This window comes from Pseudomonas sp. SW-3, from assembly GCF_016615645.1.
Taxonomy (GTDB): domain Bacteria; phylum Pseudomonadota; class Gammaproteobacteria; order Pseudomonadales; family Pseudomonadaceae; genus Aquipseudomonas; species Aquipseudomonas mandelii.
The window spans coordinates 1,627,968-1,648,421 of sequence record NZ_CP067098.1 but is presented as its reverse complement, the minus strand read 5'-3'; the positions used below and the strand labels follow the sequence as shown (position 1 = coordinate 1,648,421).

22 protein-coding genes are annotated in these 20,454 nt (G+C 59.9%); 8 read left to right on the top strand and 14 right to left on the bottom strand.

Annotated elements, in window-relative coordinates; genetic code table 11:
- Window positions 1-32: 32 nt before the first annotated feature.
- Window positions 33-506, top strand: a complete 474-nt coding sequence (locus JIO00_RS07420) for a cyclic nucleotide-binding domain-containing protein (RefSeq protein ID WP_169856129.1) — start codon at window positions 33-35, stop codon at window positions 504-506.
- Here the strand turns inward: JIO00_RS07420 and JIO00_RS07415 are convergent.
- Window positions 503-793: a hypothetical protein gene (locus JIO00_RS07415; RefSeq protein ID WP_010462128.1), complete on the bottom strand. Its 291-nt coding sequence runs from the start codon at window positions 791-793 to the stop codon at window positions 503-505. The two genes, JIO00_RS07420 and JIO00_RS07415, sit on opposite strands and share 4 nt — an antisense overlap.
- 80 nt (window positions 794-873) lie before the next feature.
- Here JIO00_RS07415 and JIO00_RS07410 point away from each other — a divergent pair, with 80 nt between their 5' ends.
- From JIO00_RS07410 to JIO00_RS07395, 4 genes are all read left to right on the top strand, one after another.
- The gene (locus JIO00_RS07410) at window positions 874-1,560 is read left to right on the top strand and encodes a spermidine synthase (RefSeq protein ID WP_027925870.1); all 687 of its coding nucleotides are present in this window, start codon (window positions 874-876) and stop codon (window positions 1,558-1,560) included.
- Window positions 1,561-1,608: 48 nt separating this feature from the next.
- On the top strand, window positions 1,609-1,980 hold the full coding sequence (locus JIO00_RS07405) for a YajD family HNH nuclease (protein ID WP_010462132.1): 372 nt from the start codon (window positions 1,609-1,611) through the stop codon (window positions 1,978-1,980).
- A gap of 207 nt (window positions 1,981-2,187) precedes the next feature.
- Complete coding sequence (locus JIO00_RS07400) at window positions 2,188-2,658, top strand: RNA methyltransferase (protein ID WP_010462134.1); 471 nt, start codon at window positions 2,188-2,190, stop codon at window positions 2,656-2,658.
- 92 nt (window positions 2,659-2,750) lie between these two features.
- Window positions 2,751-3,128 carry a YgaP family membrane protein gene (locus JIO00_RS07395; RefSeq protein ID WP_154503533.1) on the top strand — a complete coding sequence of 126 codons (378 nt, stop codon included), beginning with the start codon at window positions 2,751-2,753 and terminating at the stop codon, window positions 3,126-3,128.
- 111 nt (window positions 3,129-3,239) lie between these two features.
- Here the strand turns inward: JIO00_RS07395 and JIO00_RS07390 are convergent, their stop codons facing one another.
- Window positions 3,240-4,469, bottom strand: a complete 1,230-nt coding sequence (locus JIO00_RS07390; protein WP_200667892.1) for a hypothetical protein — start codon at window positions 4,467-4,469, stop codon at window positions 3,240-3,242.
- A gap of 103 nt (window positions 4,470-4,572) precedes the next feature.
- On the bottom strand, window positions 4,573-5,022 hold the full coding sequence (locus JIO00_RS07385; protein WP_010462140.1) for a YcgN family cysteine cluster protein: 450 nt from the start codon (window positions 5,020-5,022) through the stop codon (window positions 4,573-4,575).
- A 241-nt stretch (window positions 5,023-5,263) separates the two neighbouring features.
- Here JIO00_RS07385 and JIO00_RS07380 point away from each other — a divergent pair, with 241 nt between their 5' ends.
- Entirely contained in the window at window positions 5,264-5,857 is a 594-nt protein-coding gene (locus tag JIO00_RS07380; RefSeq protein WP_077749176.1) for a nitroreductase family protein, read from the top strand.
- A gap of 546 nt (window positions 5,858-6,403) precedes the next feature.
- Here the strand turns inward: JIO00_RS07380 and JIO00_RS07375 are convergent.
- The 6 genes from JIO00_RS07375 to JIO00_RS07350 all read right to left on the bottom strand — a co-directional run bounded on the left by JIO00_RS07375 (window position 6,404) and on the right by JIO00_RS07350 (window position 12,950).
- The gene (locus JIO00_RS07375; protein ID WP_010462145.1) at window positions 6,404-7,336 is read right to left on the bottom strand and encodes a D-2-hydroxyacid dehydrogenase; all 933 of its coding nucleotides are present in this window, start codon (window positions 7,334-7,336) and stop codon (window positions 6,404-6,406) included.
- Window positions 7,337-7,456: 120 nt separating this feature from the next.
- Window positions 7,457-7,750 carry a YcgL domain-containing protein gene (locus JIO00_RS07370; RefSeq protein WP_007898694.1) on the bottom strand — a complete coding sequence of 98 codons (294 nt, stop codon included), beginning with the start codon at window positions 7,748-7,750 and terminating at the stop codon, window positions 7,457-7,459.
- Window positions 7,747-8,880 carry a ribonuclease D gene (gene rnd, locus JIO00_RS07365; protein WP_010462151.1) on the bottom strand — a complete coding sequence of 378 codons (1,134 nt, stop codon included), beginning with the start codon at window positions 8,878-8,880 and terminating at the stop codon, window positions 7,747-7,749. The genes JIO00_RS07370 and rnd overlap by 4 nt, the downstream gene beginning before the upstream one ends.
- A 123-nt stretch (window positions 8,881-9,003) precedes the next feature.
- Entirely contained in the window at window positions 9,004-9,666 is a 663-nt protein-coding gene (locus JIO00_RS07360) for a class I SAM-dependent methyltransferase (RefSeq protein WP_010462153.1), read from the bottom strand.
- 73 nt (window positions 9,667-9,739) lie between these two features.
- Entirely contained in the window at window positions 9,740-11,389 is a 1,650-nt protein-coding gene (locus JIO00_RS07355) for a phosphoethanolamine transferase (RefSeq protein ID WP_154913903.1), read from the bottom strand.
- Between the two features lie 178 nt (window positions 11,390-11,567).
- Window positions 11,568-12,950 carry a glutamine synthetase family protein gene (locus tag JIO00_RS07350; protein ID WP_077750027.1) on the bottom strand — a complete coding sequence of 461 codons (1,383 nt, stop codon included), beginning with the start codon at window positions 12,948-12,950 and terminating at the stop codon, window positions 11,568-11,570.
- A 516-nt stretch (window positions 12,951-13,466) separates the two neighbouring features.
- On the opposite strand from JIO00_RS07350, the gene JIO00_RS07345 reads away from it, so the two are divergent.
- A complete protein-coding gene (locus tag JIO00_RS07345) occupies window positions 13,467-14,660 on the top strand; it encodes a cyanate transporter (protein ID WP_154913901.1) in 1,194 nt (397 codons plus the stop codon).
- Window positions 14,661-14,887: 227 nt separating this feature from the next.
- Window positions 14,888-15,823, top strand: a complete 936-nt coding sequence (locus tag JIO00_RS07340) for a LysR family transcriptional regulator (RefSeq protein ID WP_200667891.1) — start codon at window positions 14,888-14,890, stop codon at window positions 15,821-15,823.
- Window positions 15,824-15,826: 3 nt separating this feature from the next.
- Here JIO00_RS07340 and JIO00_RS07335 read toward each other — a convergent pair whose 3' ends face one another.
- The 5 genes from JIO00_RS07335 to JIO00_RS07315 all read right to left on the bottom strand — a co-directional run bounded on the left by JIO00_RS07335 (window position 15,827) and on the right by JIO00_RS07315 (window position 20,453).
- Window positions 15,827-16,192, bottom strand: coding sequence for a 5-carboxymethyl-2-hydroxymuconate Delta-isomerase (locus JIO00_RS07335; RefSeq protein ID WP_145308152.1), 366 nt, complete (start codon window positions 16,190-16,192; stop codon window positions 15,827-15,829).
- A gap of 57 nt (window positions 16,193-16,249) precedes the next feature.
- Complete coding sequence (locus JIO00_RS07330) at window positions 16,250-17,176, bottom strand: LysR substrate-binding domain-containing protein (protein ID WP_077750032.1); 927 nt, start codon at window positions 17,174-17,176, stop codon at window positions 16,250-16,252.
- A gap of 72 nt (window positions 17,177-17,248) precedes the next feature.
- Window positions 17,249-19,363 carry a DUF6311 domain-containing protein gene (locus tag JIO00_RS07325; RefSeq protein ID WP_200667890.1) on the bottom strand — a complete coding sequence of 705 codons (2,115 nt, stop codon included), beginning with the start codon at window positions 19,361-19,363 and terminating at the stop codon, window positions 17,249-17,251.
- Complete coding sequence (locus tag JIO00_RS07320; RefSeq protein ID WP_010462169.1) at window positions 19,360-19,746, bottom strand: GtrA family protein; 387 nt, start codon at window positions 19,744-19,746, stop codon at window positions 19,360-19,362. Before JIO00_RS07320 ends, JIO00_RS07325 begins: the two co-directional genes overlap by 4 nt.
- Window positions 19,743-20,453: a class I SAM-dependent methyltransferase gene (locus JIO00_RS07315; protein WP_200667889.1), complete on the bottom strand. Its 711-nt coding sequence runs from the start codon at window positions 20,451-20,453 to the stop codon at window positions 19,743-19,745. The genes JIO00_RS07320 and JIO00_RS07315 overlap by 4 nt, the downstream gene beginning before the upstream one ends.
- Window position 20,454: the final 1 nt, after the last annotated feature.

The window sequence follows — 20,454 nt, the reverse complement described above, 5'->3', positions numbered from 1 at the left end:
GGAACCAGACACAAGAAAAAGACCGTGCCGACATGTCAGAACCGACCTTACTGAACAACGAAATCCGCGACTGGCTGATGGACTGCGGCCTGTTCGATCAATTGCTGCCGGCAGACTTCGCCGCGGCCTCCGGCTACTTCAGCATCAGCACCATCGCCGAAGGCGAAGAGATTTTCCATGAGGGTGATGCCGGCAGTTTCATGTGCATCATCCATACCGGCCAGGTGTCGGTGCAGAAGACCAACGGCGACGGGCAGCTGGTGACCATGGCCACCCTGCGCAGCGGTCGCTCGTTCGGCGAAATGGCGGTGCTTGATGGCGAACGCCGCTCGGCCAGTTGCGTGGCCGCCAGCAACTGCCAACTGCTGAACCTGGGTAAGGACTCTCTGGAAAAGATGATCAACGACGCACCGAAAATCGCCGCCAAAATCATCCGCGCCCTCGCTATTGCCCTGTCCAAACGCTTGCGCATGGCCGACGGGCAACTGCTCTCGCAGCAGGTTTAACCGCCTGGGGTTTTGGTTTTCGTGCTGTTCGGCTCAATCCCCGGCACCGGTTGATCCTTGGTCGGCGGACTGGGCATCTCGATCGGCACCAGCGGTGGGCCGCCACTGCCAGGCCCGGCCTTGGGCAAGGTGGTCGGGGTGATGGGCGGATACGGCGTCGGCGTCGCCGTGCCGGGCGAACCGGGCATCGGCGCAGGGCTTGCTGGAATGGTTTGCAACTGCTGGGCCTGCACTGCACTTATCGAGAGCGCGGCCAAGGCAATGACCGTTAGAATGGTGCGCTTCATCAATGGCTCCGTTGGCCTTGTTGTCATTGGCAGGCTACTCCCAACTGCCTCTGTTTGCCTTCCCCCAATTTGAGATTTCCATGAAACGTTTCGTTCTGCTCGACACCGCCCCTATCCCTGAAAACGGCGGCGCCTTGTGCCTGTTCGAGTATGGCGAGGATTTCGTCATCAAGATCCAGGGCGGCGACGGCGGGCAGTTGATGAACACCCGCATGCACGGTTCCGAAGATGCCCTGGCCGAGATCCCGTGTCGCAAAGTGGCCGGCCGGCCGAACTCGCGAGTGCTGATCGGCGGCCTCGGCATGGGTTTTACCCTCGCTTCGGCCCTCAAGCATTTGGGCAAGACCGCTGAAGTGGTGGTCGCCGAGCTGGTGCCTGGCGTGGTGGAATGGAACCGCGGGCCGTTGGGCGAGAAAGCCGGCAATCCGCTGCTCGACCCGCGCACCGTGATTCGCATGGAAGACGTGGCCAAAGTCCTGCAAGCCGAGCCGCAAGGTTTCGATGCGATCATGCTCGACGTCGACAACGGCCCCGAAGGCCTGACCCAACGGGCCAACAGCTGGCTTTACTCCGCCGGTGGCCTGAGCGCCTGCGCCAAGGCCCTGCGGCCCAAAGGCGTGCTGGCAGTGTGGTCGGCCAGCGCCGACAAGCAGTTTTCCGACAAGCTGAAGAAGGCCGGTTTCAAGGCCGAAGAAGTCCAGGTCTTCGCCCACGGCAACAAAGGCACCCGCCACACCATCTGGATTGCCGAGAAGCTCAAGGGCTGAGCTAAACTCACGCCATAACCGTCATTAGTCTTTTACAAAGGTGAACCCATGAGTTCGTCAACGCCGACCAATACCTCGAAGCTGGATCGCATCCTCGCCGACAACCAGCGCGACAAGGAAATGGGTTACCGCGACAAAGCCCTGAAGATGTACCCGCACGTGTGCGGCCGCTGCGCCCGCGAGTTCTCCGGCAAACGCCTGAGCGAGTTGACCGTGCACCACCGCGACCACAACCACGACAACAACCCGCAGGACGGCTCGAACTGGGAATTGTTGTGCCTGTATTGCCACGACAACGAACACTCGCGGTATACCGACCAGCAGTATTTTCACGAAGGCTCGCTGAGCACGCCAAAAATCGCCAAGGCGACGCATAACCCGTTTGCGGCGTTGGCCGGTCTGATGAAAAAAGACGACTGAAGACTTTCATTCGCTGGACAGGCCTCTTCGCGGGCAAGCCTCGCTCCTACGGATACATGTCGTTCACCCAATTGTGATCGACTCTGTCCCTGTAGGAGCGAGGCTTGCCCGCGAAGACAATCTCCCGGTCACCACCAATCTCCAAACCGGACACCTCTCCCCCAATCCCCGTATAATCGCCGTTTTTTCCCCGAAGGCACCCCGCTCGTGGCAGACAAACGGTACAGCTGCATTGGTTTGTATAACCCCAAATCACCGGAAAACGTCGGCTCGGTGATGCGCGCCGCCGGCTGCTATGGTGTGGCGTCCGTGTTCTACACCGGCAAGCGTTATGAGCGCGCCGCCGACTTCGTCACCGACACCAAGCGCGTCCACTACGACATCCCGCTGATCGGCATCGACGACTTGAAGAAAATCCTGCCCTTGGGCTGTGTGCCCGTCGCGGTGGAACTGGTCGAAGGCGCCCGCTCGCTGCCGGAATACACCCACCCTGACCGCGCCCTGTACATCTTCGGCCCGGAAGACGGTTCGCTGGATAAAGAGATTCGCGACTGGTGCGAAGACGTGGTCTACATCCCGACCACTGGCTGCATGAACCTGGCAGCCACGGTCAACGTTGTGCTCTACGACCGCATGGCCAAGGGTCTCAACACCCGCTCCGGGGCAAAATTCCGCTGAATCACCGCACATTCGATGGAACAAGCCGACCGCCCCGGCAGTCAGCTTATCTATCTATTGTTGAAGCAGCCTTGCCTGCCAGGAGACAGATCATGAGCGAACTCAAGCGTGTAGAACGCATCGAATCCACCCCGTTCCAGACTCATTCCGAGCAGAACGTTCACGGCTGGGAACGTGTCGGCTCCCTGGCCGGCGGCGTGCTGATGATGGGCAAGGGCCTGCGTCGCGGCGGGTTTTTCGGGTTGATCCAGGTGGCCATCGGCGGCGTCGCCCTGGCTCGCGGGATTACCGGGCACAGCTCGGCGAAAAGCCTGCTGGAGAAAAGCCGTCAGGACATGAACAACGTTCGGGCGAAGATCGAGCGGGCCGGGGAAGAGTTGGGCAAGTTGAAGGCGAATGCCGAGGCGGCGACCCATACCGCTACGGTGACAGGCAACGATTCGTTGAAGTCGCCGAAGACCGGGGTTTGATCCGGGATTTTTGCTGAGGCTGACGGCCTCTTCGCGGGCAAGCCTCGCTCCTACAGAATTGGTGTGATCACATAAACCCTGTAGGAGCGAGGCTTGCCCGCGAAGACGGTTTTACTGAAGCAGCTCGGTATCAAGGACCTTGGAAGACTCGCCAATCACGCTTTCCGCGAGCTGAACAAACTCTTTGGTATCCACACTCCCCAGATGCATCGCCCCGCGCAACACATCATCAAGCGAGCGCTTGTTGCGCGTTTTCAAACGAATCTCGCGATCCAGTTCCTGTAGCAACAACACCGCTTTGGAGACCTGAGCCGGGTTCGCCTGTTCGCCACGCAACGTGGTGACTTTCTGGCTGTCCTTGACCAGCCTGCGGTGCAAACTCTCATACCGCTCATCACTCATGCCACCCGCACGTCGCACCAGTTCGATGGCGTAATACTCGGCAAACCCTTCACTGATCCAGTCACTGCGCTGTTTATCGTTGATCCGCCCGAACACCTGCGCCAATTCACGCACCACCGCGCTGGTGCCGCTTTCACTGACCAGCGGTAGACGCGTGTTCAGATAGATCGACTCGCGCGCGGCCAGGCTGCCGCGCCACATCGGGTCGTTGGCACCGACGATCAGCAGCTTGACGGGATGACGGGGGAACACGGCTTGAACCTGCGGCCAGACAAAGGTCAGCAGCGTCAGCACGTCCATGCGGCGCATGCCCTGGCCTTGAGGCGAGGCGACGGTGACTTCGGTTTCCCCAAGCCGCGTGCGACGGCTGCCGAGGTGGCCGGCGAGCATCCAGCCCGTGGGCCGGTCGAACAGTCGAGAGACGTTATCGATGCGGAATTTGTTCTTGCCGATGCGCGGCCAGGCGGTCTCGACGCTTTTCCAGCCGCTGGGCAATTCAAATTCAAGGCGTGAAATCAGCTCGATGCCGTCCTGCTGATCGAGTCTGGCCGGCGGCACCAGGTCGTCGCCGCGCATCAGTGCCCAGGTTGGCGTCATGCGCGTATCGAAGCTGCCGCTCTTGCGTCCATGGCTGATGCGCACGCGGTAAGTCAGGCTGGCCTTGTCAGTGGCCGGACGCCAAACGCCGCGCGTCTGCTTGCCCGTCGTGAGTTGCCATTGGCCGTCGGCCTTGAAGTCGCTGTAGTGGCTGCCGTCGCCCAGATCGAAATCCAGACTGCGCACCGCCGAGCCTTGGGCCAGCGTCAGCCGCACTTCGGCCTGATCGCTTTGCGGCAACAGGCGCACGTGATAATCCAGATCGACCTTCTTCGCCGCCCACACGGACGAACTCAGGGCCAGTAGCCCGACGGCCAGCGCCCGCCGCAATCGCACAGCCATACACACTCCTGTTGTGGCGAGCGAGCTTGCTCGCGCCGGGCTGCGAAGCGGCCCCTTTTTTTGTCGTTACTGCCTGTTGGTGGCCACACATGCAGTGGGGCATTTAGCCCGCGCGAAAGATCAGATGGTCTTCCCAGTCATCCTCGGACACGCTGCCTTCGGCGAGCATGCGCCCGGACTGGGAAATGCGTTCATGGTGCACCGCATCGCGATCACCGCACACCAGGTGATGCCACAGGGGCAAGTCCTTGCCTTCACTGACCAATCGATAGCCGCAGGTCGGCGGCAACCAGCGGAATTCTTCGGCCTTGCCCGGCGTGAGCTGGATGCAGTCCGGCACAAAGTCACGACGGTTCGGGTAGTCGGTGCACTGGCAGGTTTTCAGGTCCAGCAGTTTGCAAGCGATGCGCGTGTAATAGACCGAGTTGTCCTCTTCATCTTCGAGCTTTTGCAGGCAGCACAGACCGCACCCGTCGCACAGCGATTCCCACTCCTGCGGATCGAGTTGATCGAGGGTTTTGCGTATCCAGAACGGTTCGACTTTGGCGGCCATGGTTCGAGCATCAACATCAGGTGGTGAAAAGGCCGCCAGTCTAGTGCCAAGGCCCTTGCGGGCCAAGCATTGGCGACTGCCGGTAGATCGGGCTTGTCAGTTTTTGCGCCGCCACGTAGTTTTGCAAGTCGCAAGGAGCCATGCCCAAATGCCATTAACGCTCAACCGCGTTGCATTCAGGTGAACTGCGCCTGCGGGTTCTAGACGCCCCTCACTTTCAAACGAAGCAAGGAATCTCTTGATGAGTGCAAACCCACGCGTTGCCGAGTATGCGATCCACCCTCAGTTCACCGATCGCTGGTCGCCCCGCGCCTTCACCGGCGAAACCATTCCCGAAGAAACCCTGCTGAGCTTCTTCGAAGCCGCACGCTGGGCGCCATCGGCCTACAACTCCCAGCCTTGGCGGTTTCTCTACGCGCGCCGCGATACGCCGAACTGGGAGCGTTTTCTGGGCCTGCTGAATGAATTCAACCGCGGCTGGGCGCAACACGCCTCGGCATTGGTGATCGTGATCTCTAAAACCACCTTCGCGGTACCCGGCGCCACCGAAGAGACCCCGGCCCTGTGGCACACCTTCGACACCGGTTCGGCCTGGGGCCATCTGGCGCTGCAAGCGAGCATCAGCGGCTGGCACACCCACGGCATGGCCGGTTTCGACCAGGACCTGACCCGCAAAGAGCTGAACATTCCTGAAGGTTACGCACTGCACGCGGCGGTGGCCGTGGGCAAACTGGGCGATAAAGCGACGCTGGCCGATTACCTGCAAGCGCGCGAAGAACCAAGCCCGCGCCGCCCACTGAGCGAACTGGCAGCCGAAGGCGATTTCACCCTCTAAGCCACAGCGCAAAAGAAATTCGGGAGCGAGTCTCTTGCGATGGCGGTGTATCAGTCTCCGTCAATATTGACTGACAGACCGCTATCGCGAGCAGGCTCGCTCCCACAGTTGATTCCTGGTGTTCACAAAATAGTGGATTCACAGCAGAAACCATGTGGGAGCGAGCCTGCTCGCGATGAGGCCGTCACATTCAACATCAACGTTGACTGTCACACCGCCATCGCGAGCAGGCTCGCTCCCACAGTTGATTCCTGGTGTTCACAAAATAGTGGATTCACAGCACAACCCATGTGGGAGCGAGCCTGCTCGCGTTGAGGCCGTCACAGTCAACATCAACGTTGACTGTCACACCGCCATCGCGAGCAGGCTCGCTCCCCAGTTGATTCCTGGTGTTCACAAAATAGTGGATTCAAAGAAGAACCCATGTGGGAGCGAGCCTGCTCGCGATGAGGCCGTCACAGTCAACATCAACGTTGACTGATACACCGCTATCGCGAGCAGGCTCGCTCCCACAGGTTTTGCACACTGTTCGAGTGAGCGGTGGGTTCAGTAGCCGCGGTTGAAGTCGACTTCCCCGCGCAACGCCTCGCCCGCCTGATACGCCCGCAAGTTTTCGACAAACAGCTTGACCATCATTGATGGCGAGGTCGGTGCCGAGCTGTGGCCGGTCAGCAGCAGGCCCCAGGCGGTCCAGAATGGATGACGCTGCGGCAGCGGCTCCTGACGGCAAACGTCGATGACCGCGCCCGCCAGATGCCCTTCTTTCAAGGCTTCCACCAGATCCGCGTCGACCACGGCCACGCCGCGCCCGACATTGATGAACAACCCGGTCGGCTTGAACTGCTTGAACAGCGCCGCGTCGTACAAGTCGTGGGTATTGGGGGTGTTGGGCAGCAGATTGATGACGAAATCCACTTCACCGACCAGCCGTGGCAAGTCCGCCAGCACGCCGACTTCAACAAACGGCGCCTGCTCGCGGGCTTCGCTGGCGATACCGTACAGCTCAACACCAAATGGCACGAGGAACTTTGCCACGGTCAAACCGATGTCACCGGTGCCGACGATCAACACCTTGCGTCCCGCCAGGCTCTGGCCCTGACGACTGTCCCACTTGCGCTCGACCTGGCTGACCAACCGCGCCAGCACTTCGCGCTCGTGGCCAAGCATGTAGGTCAGGACGTATTCGGCCATGACCTGACCAAAAATTCCCACCGCACGCGTCAGCCGGTAATCGCGGCGCAAACCGTCGGCCAGCAGCGGCGTGATGCCGGCCCAGGTCGATTGCAACCATTGTGGCTGGTGGCCCTGGCGCAACAGGTTCGCCAACAGGTCCGGCTGACCCAGCCAGATCGGGCAGTCGGCCGCCTGGCTGGCCAGTTCGGCGGAGTCGCCGCTGGTCAGCACTTCCAGATCAGGCGCAGCCTGGCGCAACAGTTGGGCGTACACGGGGTGGTCGTGTTCAGCAATCAGAACGCGCATGGTTCAAACCTTTCGAAAACAGAGCAAACGGCCGCCGACGGAGTTTCGCTCCGTCGCCCTGGCCATCGCCAAAATCATTCCAGTGTTTCACACAGACTCTGAACAGAGCCTGTCTGCCGATCACATCGGGTCGTTGCGTCGCAGCAATTCTTCCGGCAAGTGTTCGATGTATTCGTCTTCGGCCGGTGGCATTTGCAGGTGGTAGCCCTGTTTCTCAAGGTTTTCCAGGACCACGGTGATGTCCTCGCGCGACAGTTTGCGCTCGGGGGTCAGCACCAGATCGAAAGCGTGATGAGGTTTGCCGAAGGCGGCCATCAGACTTTCCGGGACGCGCTCCAGTGCATCGCTTTTGAGCACATAGAGGTACATCTCGTTTTTCTTCAGGCTTCGATAGATGGAGCAAATACGTTTCAAGGCTGTTCTCCGGCGGTGGCCAGGCTGTCGAGCAGCGCCTGGCCCATCAATTCGCGGCGCCAGCCACGCAGCGAATCAGGCAATTGGTAAGGACCGTTGGGGTAGCCACTCTTGAGCAGCGCTTCCAGGGTTTTCTTGCGCAGCATCAGTTCCGGCGCAATGTTCAGGCGCTCGGCTTCGGCCTGGCCGATCGCACGCAGCTGTTTGACCAGATTGGCGGCGTCCACCGGCAATGGCTCCGGCACGGCGGGCGGCCATTGATCTGGCGACACACTGCCAGAGCGCTTGATCAGATCAAGCAGAAATTCGCCGTCCTGACGCACGGTACGCGGGTGCATGTCTTCGATTTTCGCCAACGCGCCGAGGTTGTCCGGTTGCGTGCGTGCCAACGGCCACAGCGAGTGCTCACGGACGATGCGATTGCGCGGCAGGTCGCGGGCGCGGGCTTCACGCTCACGCCAGGCGCAGAGTTCACGCAACACGGCGAGTTGGGCGCGGGAGAGCTTCCAGGCCAGCTTGGCTTCGCGATAGACCTCGTAGGGATCGATCTCGCGGCGCAGGTTGGCCACCAGCTCGGCGCCGTCTTCCAGGACCCAGGCGTACTTGTCGTCGGACAGCTTCGGACGCAGCTGTATGAAAACTTCCGCCAGGTGCAAGGCATCTTCGGCGGCGTAGCTGATCTGGGTGTCGGACAGCGGACGTTGCAGCCAGTCGGAACGGGTTTCGCCCTTGGGCAGGTCAATGCCGAGCACTTCCTGCACCAACCGCGAATAACCCATCGAGAAGCCGAGGTTCAGGTAAGCGGCGGCCAGTTGCGTATCGAACAGCGGCGCCGGCAGGCTGCCGGTCAGCCGCAGCAATACTTCGAGGTCTTCGCTGCACGCATGGACGACTTTGACCACGGCCGGGTTTTCCAGCAACGCGGCCAGAGGCTGCCAGTTGTCGATGGTCAGTGGGTCAATCAGGTAAGCGCGTACGCCATCACCGATCTGCAGCAAGCCTGCGATCGGGTAAAAGGTGTCGACCCGCATGAATTCGGTGTCGAGGGCAACGAATGGCAGCTGCTGCCACTCGGCGCAAAACTGACCGAGGCTATCGTTGTCGCGAATCCAGTGAATATCGATGGCCACACGGCTCTCCCTTGAAGAATGGCGCGCAGTATATATCGCCCCCGGCGATTTCCGCGCATCCACTGAACAAGAGCTTTAGCGAAAATGCCTGGCAGACGGCAAGAAATGTCTGACAAGCGGAGGTTAACCGACCTTACGCAGCACATAGACCCGCATCCGAGCACAACCGGGCAAGAAGTCCTGATGACTGAGCAAACTGAAACCCGCCAGCCTGAATTCGGCTTCGACCTCGGCCTTGCCGGCCAGCTGCCGGGGGGGAGCGCCCGTTGTGCCTGGGCGGCGCAGCTTGAAATGTGCATCGACTCGTACCGCCACAATCACCGTATCGCGACTCACACGATGGAACTCCGCCAGCAGGGCCAACCGATGCTCCGGGCTGTCGATATGCTGAAACAGTTGCATGCAAAAAATGCTGTCGACCGCGTTCGCCGACAAGCCGAGGGTGAAGGCTGAACTCTGGAACGTTTTGATTCGCTTGAGCAGACTCTGCGAATGATGTGTCTGGGCGTGGTTGAGCATGTCCTGCGACGGGTCGGACGCGAGAATCACCCGGTTCGCGTGCTCGGCCAACACCGGCCAGTAACGCCCGGCACCGCACGCCACATCCAGCATCAGGCCCGGTTCGCCGGCGACCTTGAGCGCGTTGCGCACCAGTTGCTCGTCGCGCCAGAACGCCATGCGCCCCGCCAGGCCACGCGGTCGCGGCTGAAGGCAGACGCGGGCGTGTTCCTGATCGTAGCGCCGGGCGAACTCAAGCTCGATGGCGGAAGGGGGCTGCGCGGACATGTGCAATGACTCTTGTCGGAATATGTACCGGTAGCAGATTAGCGACCGATGCGTGAAAAAAAGGTCGAAACACTTACTCTTTGGCCAACACTCCGTCGATCACAGCGCCGCGGCAACCGGCAAACATGTCCAGATCCTGGTTGTAGACCTTGCTGTTGACCTCCAGCAGACCAAGCATCGAATGGAACAAGTTGTCCTGGCTCAGCGGCTTGTCGCGGCTCAGTTGCAGGCAATGGGTGTCCACCGAGAACGACTTTTGGTAGCTGTCGGAGAACCACGCCAGCATGGCCACGCGTTTCTGCTGTTCCGGCGCCAGCATGTAAGGCGTGCCATGGAGGAACAAGTTGTACTCGCCCAGCGACTCGCCGTGGTCCGACAGGTAAACCATCGCGGTATCGACTTTGTCCTGGTTGCTGCGCAACGTATCAATCAACGTCGACAGCACGTGGTCGGTGTACACCAGCGTGTTGTCGTAGCCATTGACGATACTTTCGCGGCTGCAATTGTTCAGTGCGTTGCTTTCACAGACGGGCGTGAAGCGTTCGTACTCTTTCGGATAACGCTTGAAGTATTCCGGGCCATGGCTGCCCATCTGGTGCAGGACCAGCACGGTGTCCTTGTCCAGCGTATCGATGAAGTGCTGCAGACCTTGCAGGAGAATTTCGTCGCGGCATTCACTGTTGGCGCACAACACCGGGTCCTTGAGGTTGCTGACGTCATCGAGGGTGACCCGATCGCACGTGCCTTTACAGCCTGATTGATTGTCACGCCAGATCACGTCGAGACCGGCGCGCTTGAGCACGTCCAGCAAGCCCTCTTCATTCTTCGCGGTGCTGGCGTTGTAATTCTTGCGGCCCATGTTCGAGAACATGCACGGCACGGACACGGCTGTTTCCGTGCCGCAGGAATGCACGTCGGTGAAAGCGATCAGGCCGGGTTCCTTGTCCAGTTTGGGGGTGGTGTCGCGGTCGTAACCGAGGATGCCGAAGTTCTCGGCCCGGGCACTTTCGCCGACGACCAGTACTGTCAGGGATTTACGGCCGTGGGTTTGCCAGGCGGGATTTCGCTGGGCATCTTCACCGACCTTGACGAAGGGTTGCCGGGCAGAGACTACTTGCTCGCGCAGAAAGCCGAACGAAGCACCGATGTAGTTACTCGGCACCACCATCAGGCGCAATTCATGGTGATTGCGAAACAACGAAGACAACCCTTGATAGTTCACCAGCGCGACACCACCGATCACCGCAACCGAAGCAACACTCACCAGCGCCTTACTTACCAACTCACGGTGCCAGCGACGGTAATCAACCGGAACTTTCCACAACAACCATGAAGGCAAAACACCGAGCAGAAGAATATATAGCAGCAACTTCAGTGAGAGTAAGTCACGCACTTCCGTCGCGTTGGTTTGCGCGAAGTTGCGCAACATGCCGGTGTCAATCAGCACACCGTATTGACTCATGAAGTACGCCACGCCCGCGCTGACCATAAACATCAGCATCAGGACCGGCTTCATTACGTAGCGGAACGCCAGGAAGGTCAGCACAATATTGAAGGCCGCCAGAATCATCACGCCAAAGGCGACAAGCATGACGATGCCTTTACCGTCCGCGGCGGTGATGTCAAACAAGCGCTGCCAGAGTACTAGATTAAAGCCAATCAGCAGAAAGGCGCTGGCAATCAGTGTCACCCACTCTGGGCGCACGGGTTTGAACTTCAACATAGTGATGGGCTATTCCTGAAAAGAAGTGTTCATGGCAAATGTGAAAATTTCATTTACCGTGACAGCACTAACTTTAGGCAGCCAACCATCAATTTTTTGTGAAAAAGAAGCCAACGATTAGTTGGCTCCTGTTATCCACTCGGTACTTTTACTTATTTGAGAATGGTTCAGCTTTTGTTCAGGCCTGATGCAAATACCAACGCCAATCCTGCTCCCCGACTTCGCCCATGAATTGCCGATACTCGGCGCGCTTCACCGCCAGGTACACGCCGAGGAATTCCGCGCCGAACGCTTCACGCGCCCAGGTCGAACCTTCCAGCGCCCGCAAGGTGGTCAGCCAATCGGTTGGCAACAACTCCGTGGCCTGGGCGTAACCATTGCCTTCCACGGGCGCGCCTGGGTCGAGCTGCTCACGAATGCCGCGATGGATGCCGGCCAGAATTGCTGCGGCGGCCAGATACGGGTTGGCGTCGGCGCCGCAGATGCGGTGCTCGATGTGCCGCGAGAACGCCGGGCCACCGGGTACGCGCAAACTCACGGTGCGGTTGTCCACTCCCCAAGTCGCTGCCAGCGGCGCATAGCTGTTGGTCTGGAATCGACGGTAGGAGTTGGCGTTCGGGCAGAACAGCAGCAGTGAATCGAGCAAGGTGCTGAGCATGCCGCCGACCGCCTGTTTGAGCAGCGGCGTGCCGTCCGCGGACTCGCTGGCGAACAGGTTGTTGCCGTCCTTGTCCGCCAGGCTGACGTGCATGTGCATGCCGGTGCCCGCCAGGTCATCGAACGGTTTGGCCATAAAGCAGGCGGCCATCCCGTGTTTATGCGCGACACCCTTGACCAGCCGCTTGTAACGCACCGCTTCGTCCATCGCCTGTAGGGCATCGGTGCGGTGTTCGAGGGTGATTTCCACTTGCCCCGGCGCGTATTCGGAAATCGCCGTGCGCGCCGGAATGCCCTGCAGTTTGCAGGCACTGTAGAGATCCGCCAGAAACGGCTCGATCTGCTCCAGCTCACGCAAGCCGTAGACCTGCGTCGAGCGCGGGCGCCCGCCATCGACGTCCCGCGCCGGTTGCGGCCGACCGTTGCTGTCGCGTTGTTGATCGAGCAAATAGAACTCCAGCTCCGCCGCCATCACCGGGTAATAACCGTCGGCCTGCAAGCCTTCGATCACCTTCGCCAGCAGATGCCGTGGATCAGCAATCGTCGCCGGCATGCCTTCCTTAGGGTGCATGCTGACCTGCACCGCCGCCGTCGGAATCAACCGCCACGGCATGCGCGTCAAACTGCCGCTGATCGGGTACGCCCGGCAATCGATGTCGCCGACGTCCCAGACCAGGCCTGAGTTTTCCACGTCATCGCCGTTGATGGTCAGGCCGAGAATGGTGCTCGGCAACGGCCGTCCGCTTTCGTACACCGCCAGCAGTTCATCACGATGCAGCAACTTGCCCCGTGGCACGCCATTGTTGTCGAGGATAAACAGCTCGAACATCTCGATATCCGGGTTCTGTTCGAGAAAGGTCAAAGCTTCTTGCTTCGTGGCGAAGGAGGTCGTGGCACAACTCATGGGGAATTCTCTTGTTTCCGCGTCAGGCAAACGCGCAGGCGCTGCCGGTTTGATCCCGGCGCACAGCGCGGGACCTGTCAGAAGGGTCAACGGGAAAGGCAGGCATCCGGCGGGCGTGCGTGACGGCAGTGCCATAACGCCCAGAAGGCTAATTCAGAGGGAAGTGCGACGGGACAACCGTCCATAGAGATAACCGCAGAAAACAGATGAGCAGCAGCGTCACACGGGCGCTCAGGTCGTTAAATCGGGATTTGAAGAACTTTGGGTGTGGGCTGGCTAAACAATCATTCTCCCAAACACCGCCGATCCCTGTGGGAGCGAGCCTGCTCGCGATAGCGGTGTGTCAGTCAGCACATGCATCGATTGAAACACCGCTATCACGAGCAGGCTCGCTCCAACAGGGGATCCACGGTGTGGCACCGGTATTTAATTTTTAAATACCGCTGCGCACTATCTGATTTGCGGCCTCCCGCCCTCGCGCGCCTAATCGGCTCCTGATTTTTCAAGGCCCGATTGATGGAAAATGTTCGCGCAACTACCCGCCCTGCCCTCTGGCTGATGGTCAGCATCCTCCTCGTCGCCCTGAACCTGCGTCCGTCGATGGCGGCCGTCGGGCCTTTGCTGTCGGCCATTCGCGGGGACATCCCGTTGAGTTTCAGCCTGGCCTCGCTGCTGACCATGCTGCCGGTCATGGCCATGGGGCTGGCGATGTTCTTCGGCTTGAGCGTCAGCCAACGCCTTGGCGAACAACGCACGGTGGTGATTTCACTGTCGATCATTGGTCTGGCCACGGTCTCGCGGCTGTTCGTGGACTCGGCCGCCGAACTGATCCTCAGCGCCATGCTGGCCGGCATCGGTATTGCGCTGATCCAGGCATTGATGCCGGCGCTGATCAAATCCAGGTTCAGCGACAACGTTGCCGTGTGCATGGGGCTCTACGTGACGTCGATCATGGGCGGTGCGGCGATAGCGGCCTCGTTTGCGCCCCTGGTGATGGCCCGTACCGGCAGTTGGCGCGCGGGCCTGGCAATCTGGGCCGCGCTGGCCCTGGTGGCATTGCTGTTCTGGGGCCTGGGGCGTGCGGGGACATCGGCGCCAACGGTACTCGCACCACGCAACACATCGTTCCTCACTCATTCCCGCGCCTGGTTACTCGCCGTCTTCTTCGGTTTGGGCACTGCTTCCTACACCTGTGTGCTGGCCTGGCTGGCGCCGTACTACGTGGAAAAGGGCTGGAGCGAACAAAACGCCGGTTTGCTGCTGGGCTTCTTGACGGCCATGGAAGTGCTGTCCGGGCTGGTGACCCCCGCCATCGCCAACCGCAGCCGTGACCGACGCCTGGTGCTGGTGGTGTTGCTGGCGCTGATCATGGCCGGTTTCTGTGGGCTGATCCTCAGCCCGCAACACTTCAGCCTGCTGTGGCCGTGCCTGTTGGGGCTGGGCATCGGCGGTCTGTTCCCGATGAGCCTGATTGTGTCGCTGGATCATCTCGACAACCCGCAACGCGCCGGCGGGCTGACGGCCTTCGTACAAGGCATCGGCTACCTGATCGCCGGTCTTTCGCCGCTGATGGCCGGGATGGTCAGAGATCGGTCGGGCAGCTTCGAATCGGCCTGGTGGTGCCTGACCGGTGTCATGGCGCTGATGATCCTGATCGCCCTGCGTTTCAATCCGCGGCATTACGCCCGGCAATTTCCTGGCGCTACCTGAGCACGTTGTCCAGCACCTTGTCGCACGGTGCCTGCCACCGCTCATGGGTAAAGGCCTTCGGCCATGTTTTGTGGGATTAAATTCATAAGTCGTGTTCGTTACATTTTCTGTCCCACAAGTGACTGTGAAACCTCCTACAGGGCATTCTCCTGGCACCATCGTTCCGTTAGGATCGTTCGCACACGTTTGCGCACAGTCAGCGCAAGGAGCACAGCGAGACAGAACGGATGCTGAACAGTAACTTGCTTAGAAAGCTCGATATGCAAGACCTCATGGTGTTTGTCGCCGTGTATGAGCAAAGCAGCGTCACCGGTGTGTCGGAGGCGCTGTGCGTCAGCCAGTCCACCGTGAGTTACTGCCTGAAGAAACTGCGCACCAGTTTTGAAGACGAGTTATTCATTAATACCCGCACGGGTATGCGCCCCACTTACAAAGCCAGCACCATGTACACCCACGTGCTGAAGATCCTCGAAAGCATCAACCTCTGCCATGCCGGCGCCCAGGCGTTCGACCCGACCTTGCAACCGGTCACGTTCAACATCTGCGCACCGGAATACTTCGAGCAGTTGATCCTGCCGCGCCTGTTGAAAAGCTTTGATTTCGCCGACCTGCCGGTGATGGTCAACATGCACAAGTTCGAAACCGACATCCCCGCCGAAGACCTGCGCGATGGCAGCCTCGACCTGGTGATTTGTTTTGGCCCCCATCTTCATCGCAGCCACAGCGACCTCAAATCCCGGTTGTTGCTCGAAGATGATCTGGTCTGCGTCTTCGACAAACGCGCCACGCCACTGGAACCCCGTTTAAGCCTGAAGGCGTTTGTCGAACGCCGGCATGTGTTTCCGACACCGTGGACCTCCACCAACAACATGGTCGATGGCTGGCTGGCGCGACAGGCGCACAAACGGCAGATTATCGCGCGCTCCAACAGCTACAGCGCGGCGCTGAAAATGATCACCGGCACTGACTTCATCCTGACGTTGCCCCGCCGTATCCAGCAATTGCTGGCCAACGAGGCGATCTTCAATCACTGCGAAGCGCCCAACGGCTTGCCGGGTTTCACCCTGGACATGCAGTGGAGTCAAAGTGTCGATCAGGACAGCGCCAACACGTGGCTGCGCGAGCAGGTGATCAAAGCCTGCGCCGAGCAGGAAATGGCCTGAAACTCAGTGGCCGATGGCCGTCTTGGTGTAGGACTCCCGGTCGATGTCGAGGATCTCCACGCACAACTGGACTTCAACCCCCGTCGGCCATTCACACAGTTCCTGCACCACGGTCAGCAGACTCTCGGACAACTGTTTTTTGATCTGCGGCGAGCGACCGCTCAGTAGCGCCAGCTTCACATGCACAAACGCCCGTTCCCCCATCGCCGTGCCGATCTTGAACGTCTCGACCTTCACCGCACGGCTCTTGATATCGAACTCCGCAGCAAACTGACCGGACGCCACCAAGGCATTATTGAGCCGAATCAACGCCATGTCGGCGTTAAGCTCAGGCAGGTTGGCGGTGTATTCCATGTGCAGGTGGGGCATGGTCTGGCTCCTGGTAGTGTGCAGAAAGGACCTACATATAACACAGCGTCGTCCGACTCATTTGGACAGCGGCGATTCAAGACGCTCACTCATGAACGCCTCCAGCCGCGCGCGCAACCAGCGTTCGGCCGGATCGGTATCGACATGGCTGAGCCAGACCATGGACAAGTCCAGTGTCGGGGTCTTGAACGGAAAGGCTTCCTTGAATAACTGACCCGAGGCGGCCATCGCCTCGGCGGCGTAATCCGGCAGGCTGGCGATCAGGTCGGTCCCGGCGAGCAAGGCCGGCAACGAACTGTACTGCGGCACCGACAGCACGACTTGGCGCGTGCGGCCGATCTCCGCCAGCCATTCATCAGCGTAGCCACTGACATTGGCGGTGTGCGACACCAGCACGTGCGGTCGTGCGCAATATTCATCGAGGGTCAGCGGGGTGTCCGAGGCATCGGCGCGCAAAATGCTCGGCTGGATGTGCCGCAACAACTTGCGTTTGGCATTGGCTGGCAGGCCGCGGGTCTGGCTGATGCCGACCGTGATATCACCGGAGGCCAGCAAGTCGGGAATGCGCCAGTAATCGACATGCTGAACCACGAACACCACCTTCGGCGCTTCCTGGCGCAAGGTGCGCAGCAGCGGCGGCAACAGGCCGAACTCGACGTCATCCGACAGCCCGATGCGAAAGGTCATGGTGCTGCTGGCCGGATCAAAATCGTGGGTCAGGCTAAGGGCCACTGACAATGAGTCCAGCGCTGGCGACAGGTGCAGGATGATTTCCTCGGCCCGCGCGGTCGGCTCCATGCGATGGCCGACGCGAATGAACAGTGGATCGTTGAACATCGTCCGCAAACGGTTAAGCGCGGCACTGATGGTCGGCTGGCCGAGAAACAGCTTCTCCGCCACACGCGTGACGTTGCGCTCAAGCATCAACGTTTCGAACACCACCATCAGGTTGATGTCAGCCTTGCGCAGTTCATTGCGATTCATTCCTTGCCCCCGTTCCCCAACACTGCGGGCAGTTTAGAAAGGCGCGACGGGGGCGTCTACGTGCGTTGGCTTTCAATTGACCGTCAAGGTCTTCAATCCGAGCGCAAGTTGGCGAACGTCCTGGCCAAGCCCGAACTGTTTCGGGCTGACGGCGTCGGCAAACTGCAGTTGCAACCTGACGACACCCTGACTCGACACCCGTTGTTGCATCTCGGCCGTGAGGGGAATATCGATCACGTTGCCATCGGCCTGTTCAAGTTGGGTGTTCGTTGCCGGCAGGCCGTTGATGCTGATGCCGACACGTTGACGCCCATGGCCGGGAGGTAGAAACGCCGTGGTCTCCAGGCGCAAGGAATGCACGGGCGCCAGGGGCCGGAACATGACTTCAGCGTCCGGGCCTTTGGACCAGACACCCCAGGGTTCAGTCTCGGACCAGCCCTTGGCCAGCAACGCGCCGCCCTTGTTGCCGTAAGTGAACAGCGTCTTTTGTCCGGGTTCGAGGGCGGGTACCAGGTCCAGCGGATTGACTTGCGAGGTCGCCTGCAAGCAAGTGCCGCACTGCTTCCAGCCCGGAGCCAGCACCGTGAAGCCGTCAATCCGGGCGAAGAGATCCGTTTGGGTATTAATGTTTCTCACCGACTGGATCAACGCACGCTCATCGAGCAGGTACAACGAGTCGGCGTCATATTTACCCGACGCCATTTCCCGGGCCGTCTGCTGCTCGGATTCGATCCAGTTGGCCGTGTCCATCCGCCCCAGGTAAACGGCATTGGTCGCCAGACCGTGCGCGCCGGCAAAATCAGCCACCGACATCCACTTCGGGGACAGATTCTGCGGAACGATCCAGCGAATGTTCTTGTAATGGGCTGCCGCGCTTTCCCAGAACGGATCGACCATGGGCGACGCCCACTTCGACGCCGGTTCCATCATCAATTGCTTGCGCACCCCTGCCCAGCCGGCGTGGGTGTCCACCATCTGTATCAGCAACGCCAGCGACAGCAGGCAAACGGCCGTGCGCGGCGTGTTGGCGCGAATGACCAGGAAAATGATGGCGAAGATGATCGCGTAGTACACCGGCCAGAACATTCGCCCCGAGGCGCGGAAGATGTTGGCGATGGAAATCACCACGGGCGGCAGCGGATAGGTGAACTCGAGCAAGCCCAACGCCACATGATTTGAAATGGCGAACACCGTCAGCCCAATCAGCGCCAACAGCAAAAAGGGTCGCCGCCGCACCTGTTGCCCGAAGCCGGTATTGCCTTGCAGTAAACCGACCACGGCATAGAGGCCCAGCGTGATCAGGCCAAGTCCCAGAAAGACAAACCCTTCGCCGTCACCGAACCCTTGGACACCGGGCAGATCCTTCAGCACATAGGACCAGTTCCCCGAATCGATCAGTGACAGCAGGTTCATGCCGTAGATGCCAAAACCGCCGGAGATCGCGCCTTCGGTGCCGACCGAAAAATACCCGGCTTGCCAGCAGCAAAAGCTGACCAGTGAAAACAGTGCAAGAAACTCGATCAAGGCAGAGCGCAGCGTCAGTTTCTTCTTGAAATACCCGGCCGCCAGATCGGCGATCCAGATCAGTGCAACCATCGCCAGAAAGTACGCGTGGACCAGTGCGACCGTCGCCAGCAATGCGCCCCAGGCCAGGCGTCGACGACGCAGTTGCGGATGCAGGGCCAGGTAAAACGAAGCCAGCAGCAGAAAATGCCCGCCCAGGGACAAATGAAAGGGCATGCGCATGAGCATTGGCGGAACAAAGAGCAACAACGCCGTACTCACGGCACGCACACCCACATGCGACGACATCAGCCCCACTACCTTCCAGGCAAACCACGCCTGCAGGACGAAGCAGGTCAGTAACCAGAGGCCGAAATACTGAAAAGGTGTCGGCAACAGCGCAGCAAAGGGTTTGAACAAAAATGCCAGCAGCGGGTTGGAATCAGAAAAAATGATGCCATTGCCCAGTTCCATTCCATAGGAAGGATTGAGCCCTATGGGAAAAGTCCACGGCGACTGCCGGAAAAAAGCCCATCCCAGGTAATGGGTCGCCGGATCGCCATTGCCCAGCCACGCGATGTTTTGCGGGTTCAGCGCCCGTGGTCCGATGATGAGGAAAAAGGCCACAACACCGATCAACAGCGGCAAGAGGTTGAGTGGCAGGCGTCTAGCGAAATCCTTCATCGATACGTCCAGAAGTTATGCAATACAAAGGTGAAGGCAGGAAGGGTCAGCGCCACCGCGCCAATCCCCAGCAAATAATGCAGCCCGGCCATTTGCGCAGCCCAGGCCACCAGCATCGCCAGCAGGAATCCGGCAGCTGAAACCATCATGAAGCGCAGCAGCGTTTTGCCGTGCAAACGGGCGGAAAAGCTCCACGTGGTATTGATCAGGTAAGACACCACGGTCGCCACGGCAAACGCCGCGCCGTTGGCCAAGGGCGGTAGAGGCAGCACGTAATGGATGAACAACACGGCGACCAGCGCATGCAGGGCCGTGACGAACAACCCGGTCACGGCAAAACGCAGGCCACGCTGGATCAGGGCGGATTTTTCGGCTGACGTCACGGCTTCTGCGCCAGGACAAACACGGTCAATCCGGCCAGACGATTCGCGCCCATGAAGGGCAGTTCGACGCTGCACAGCGTCTTCAAAACCGTATTCACCAGTGGATGGTGCTGCTTGAGTTGCGAGCGTGGTGGCGACGGTTGTGCGCCCTTAGGCAACAAGCGCAGGGTCGCAGCAATCGGGAACACCAGGCCGAAGTAGTAAGCCCCCTGTTTCACGGTCAAACCGGCGTCCCGGGCCACCGTTTCCAGCTGCGCCAAGGTGTAGCGGCGCTTGTGTTCCAGGAAGTCATCGTGCCCGCTCCAGAGAAACTGGAACGCTGGCACCGTCATCAGGAAACGGCTGCCGGAGGGGACTTTATCGACGTAAGCCTTGAGCAACCCGACGTCGTCATCGACATGTTCCAGCACATCCATCAGCAGCACCAGATCGGCATCCACCGAGTCGATGCCGCGACGGTAATGCACCGGTTTACCGGCGGTGGCGGCGTCCGAATCCTGGTCGTAACTGATGTCGACGCACCAGGCTTCACGGGCCGCCGAATGCCTCAGCAAATGGTGGGAAAAGAATCCGGAGCCCGCGCCTACGTCGAGAATCCTTGTGACCGGCGTGTTACCCAGCATTCGCGTGGTGGCCGCCGCTTTGGAGGCGTAATACCAGTGCTGGTCAATGCTCGAACCGAGGATGTCGGTTTCCTTGAGATCCATG

Excerpts from the sequence above, each read along its gene's own strand:
- JIO00_RS07420 (WP_169856129.1), top strand. The coding sequence starts at position 33 with ATGTCAGAACCGACCTTACTGAACAACGAAATCCGCGACTGGCTGATG.
- JIO00_RS07415 (WP_010462128.1), bottom strand. The coding sequence starts at position 793 with ATGAAGCGCACCATTCTAACGGTCATTGCCTTGGCCGCGCTCTCGATA.
- JIO00_RS07410 (WP_027925870.1), top strand. The coding sequence starts at position 874 with ATGAAACGTTTCGTTCTGCTCGACACCGCCCCTATCCCTGAAAACGGC.
- JIO00_RS07405 (WP_010462132.1), top strand. The coding sequence starts at position 1,609 with ATGAGTTCGTCAACGCCGACCAATACCTCGAAGCTGGATCGCATCCTC.
- JIO00_RS07395 (WP_154503533.1), top strand. The coding sequence starts at position 2,751 with ATGAGCGAACTCAAGCGTGTAGAACGCATCGAATCCACCCCGTTCCAG.
- JIO00_RS07390 (WP_200667892.1), bottom strand. The coding sequence starts at position 4,469 with ATGGCTGTGCGATTGCGGCGGGCGCTGGCCGTCGGGCTACTGGCCCTG.
- JIO00_RS07385 (WP_010462140.1), bottom strand. The coding sequence starts at position 5,022 with ATGGCCGCCAAAGTCGAACCGTTCTGGATACGCAAAACCCTCGATCAA.
- JIO00_RS07380 (WP_077749176.1), top strand. The coding sequence starts at position 5,264 with ATGAGTGCAAACCCACGCGTTGCCGAGTATGCGATCCACCCTCAGTTC.
- JIO00_RS07375 (WP_010462145.1), bottom strand. The coding sequence starts at position 7,336 with ATGCGCGTTCTGATTGCTGAACACGACCACCCCGTGTACGCCCAACTG.
- JIO00_RS07360 (WP_010462153.1), bottom strand. The coding sequence starts at position 9,666 with ATGTCCGCGCAGCCCCCTTCCGCCATCGAGCTTGAGTTCGCCCGGCGC.
- JIO00_RS07355 (WP_154913903.1), bottom strand. The coding sequence starts at position 11,389 with ATGTTGAAGTTCAAACCCGTGCGCCCAGAGTGGGTGACACTGATTGCC.
- JIO00_RS07350 (WP_077750027.1), bottom strand. The coding sequence starts at position 12,950 with ATGAGTTGTGCCACGACCTCCTTCGCCACGAAGCAAGAAGCTTTGACC.
- JIO00_RS07345 (WP_154913901.1), top strand. The coding sequence starts at position 13,467 with ATGGAAAATGTTCGCGCAACTACCCGCCCTGCCCTCTGGCTGATGGTC.
- JIO00_RS07340 (WP_200667891.1), top strand. The coding sequence starts at position 14,888 with ATGCTGAACAGTAACTTGCTTAGAAAGCTCGATATGCAAGACCTCATG.
- JIO00_RS07335 (WP_145308152.1), bottom strand. The coding sequence starts at position 16,192 with ATGCCCCACCTGCACATGGAATACACCGCCAACCTGCCTGAGCTTAAC.
- JIO00_RS07330 (WP_077750032.1), bottom strand. The coding sequence starts at position 17,176 with ATGAATCGCAATGAACTGCGCAAGGCTGACATCAACCTGATGGTGGTG.
- JIO00_RS07325 (WP_200667890.1), bottom strand. The coding sequence starts at position 19,363 with ATGAAGGATTTCGCTAGACGCCTGCCACTCAACCTCTTGCCGCTGTTG.
- JIO00_RS07315 (WP_200667889.1), bottom strand. The coding sequence starts at position 20,453 with ATGGATCTCAAGGAAACCGACATCCTCGGTTCGAGCATTGACCAGCAC.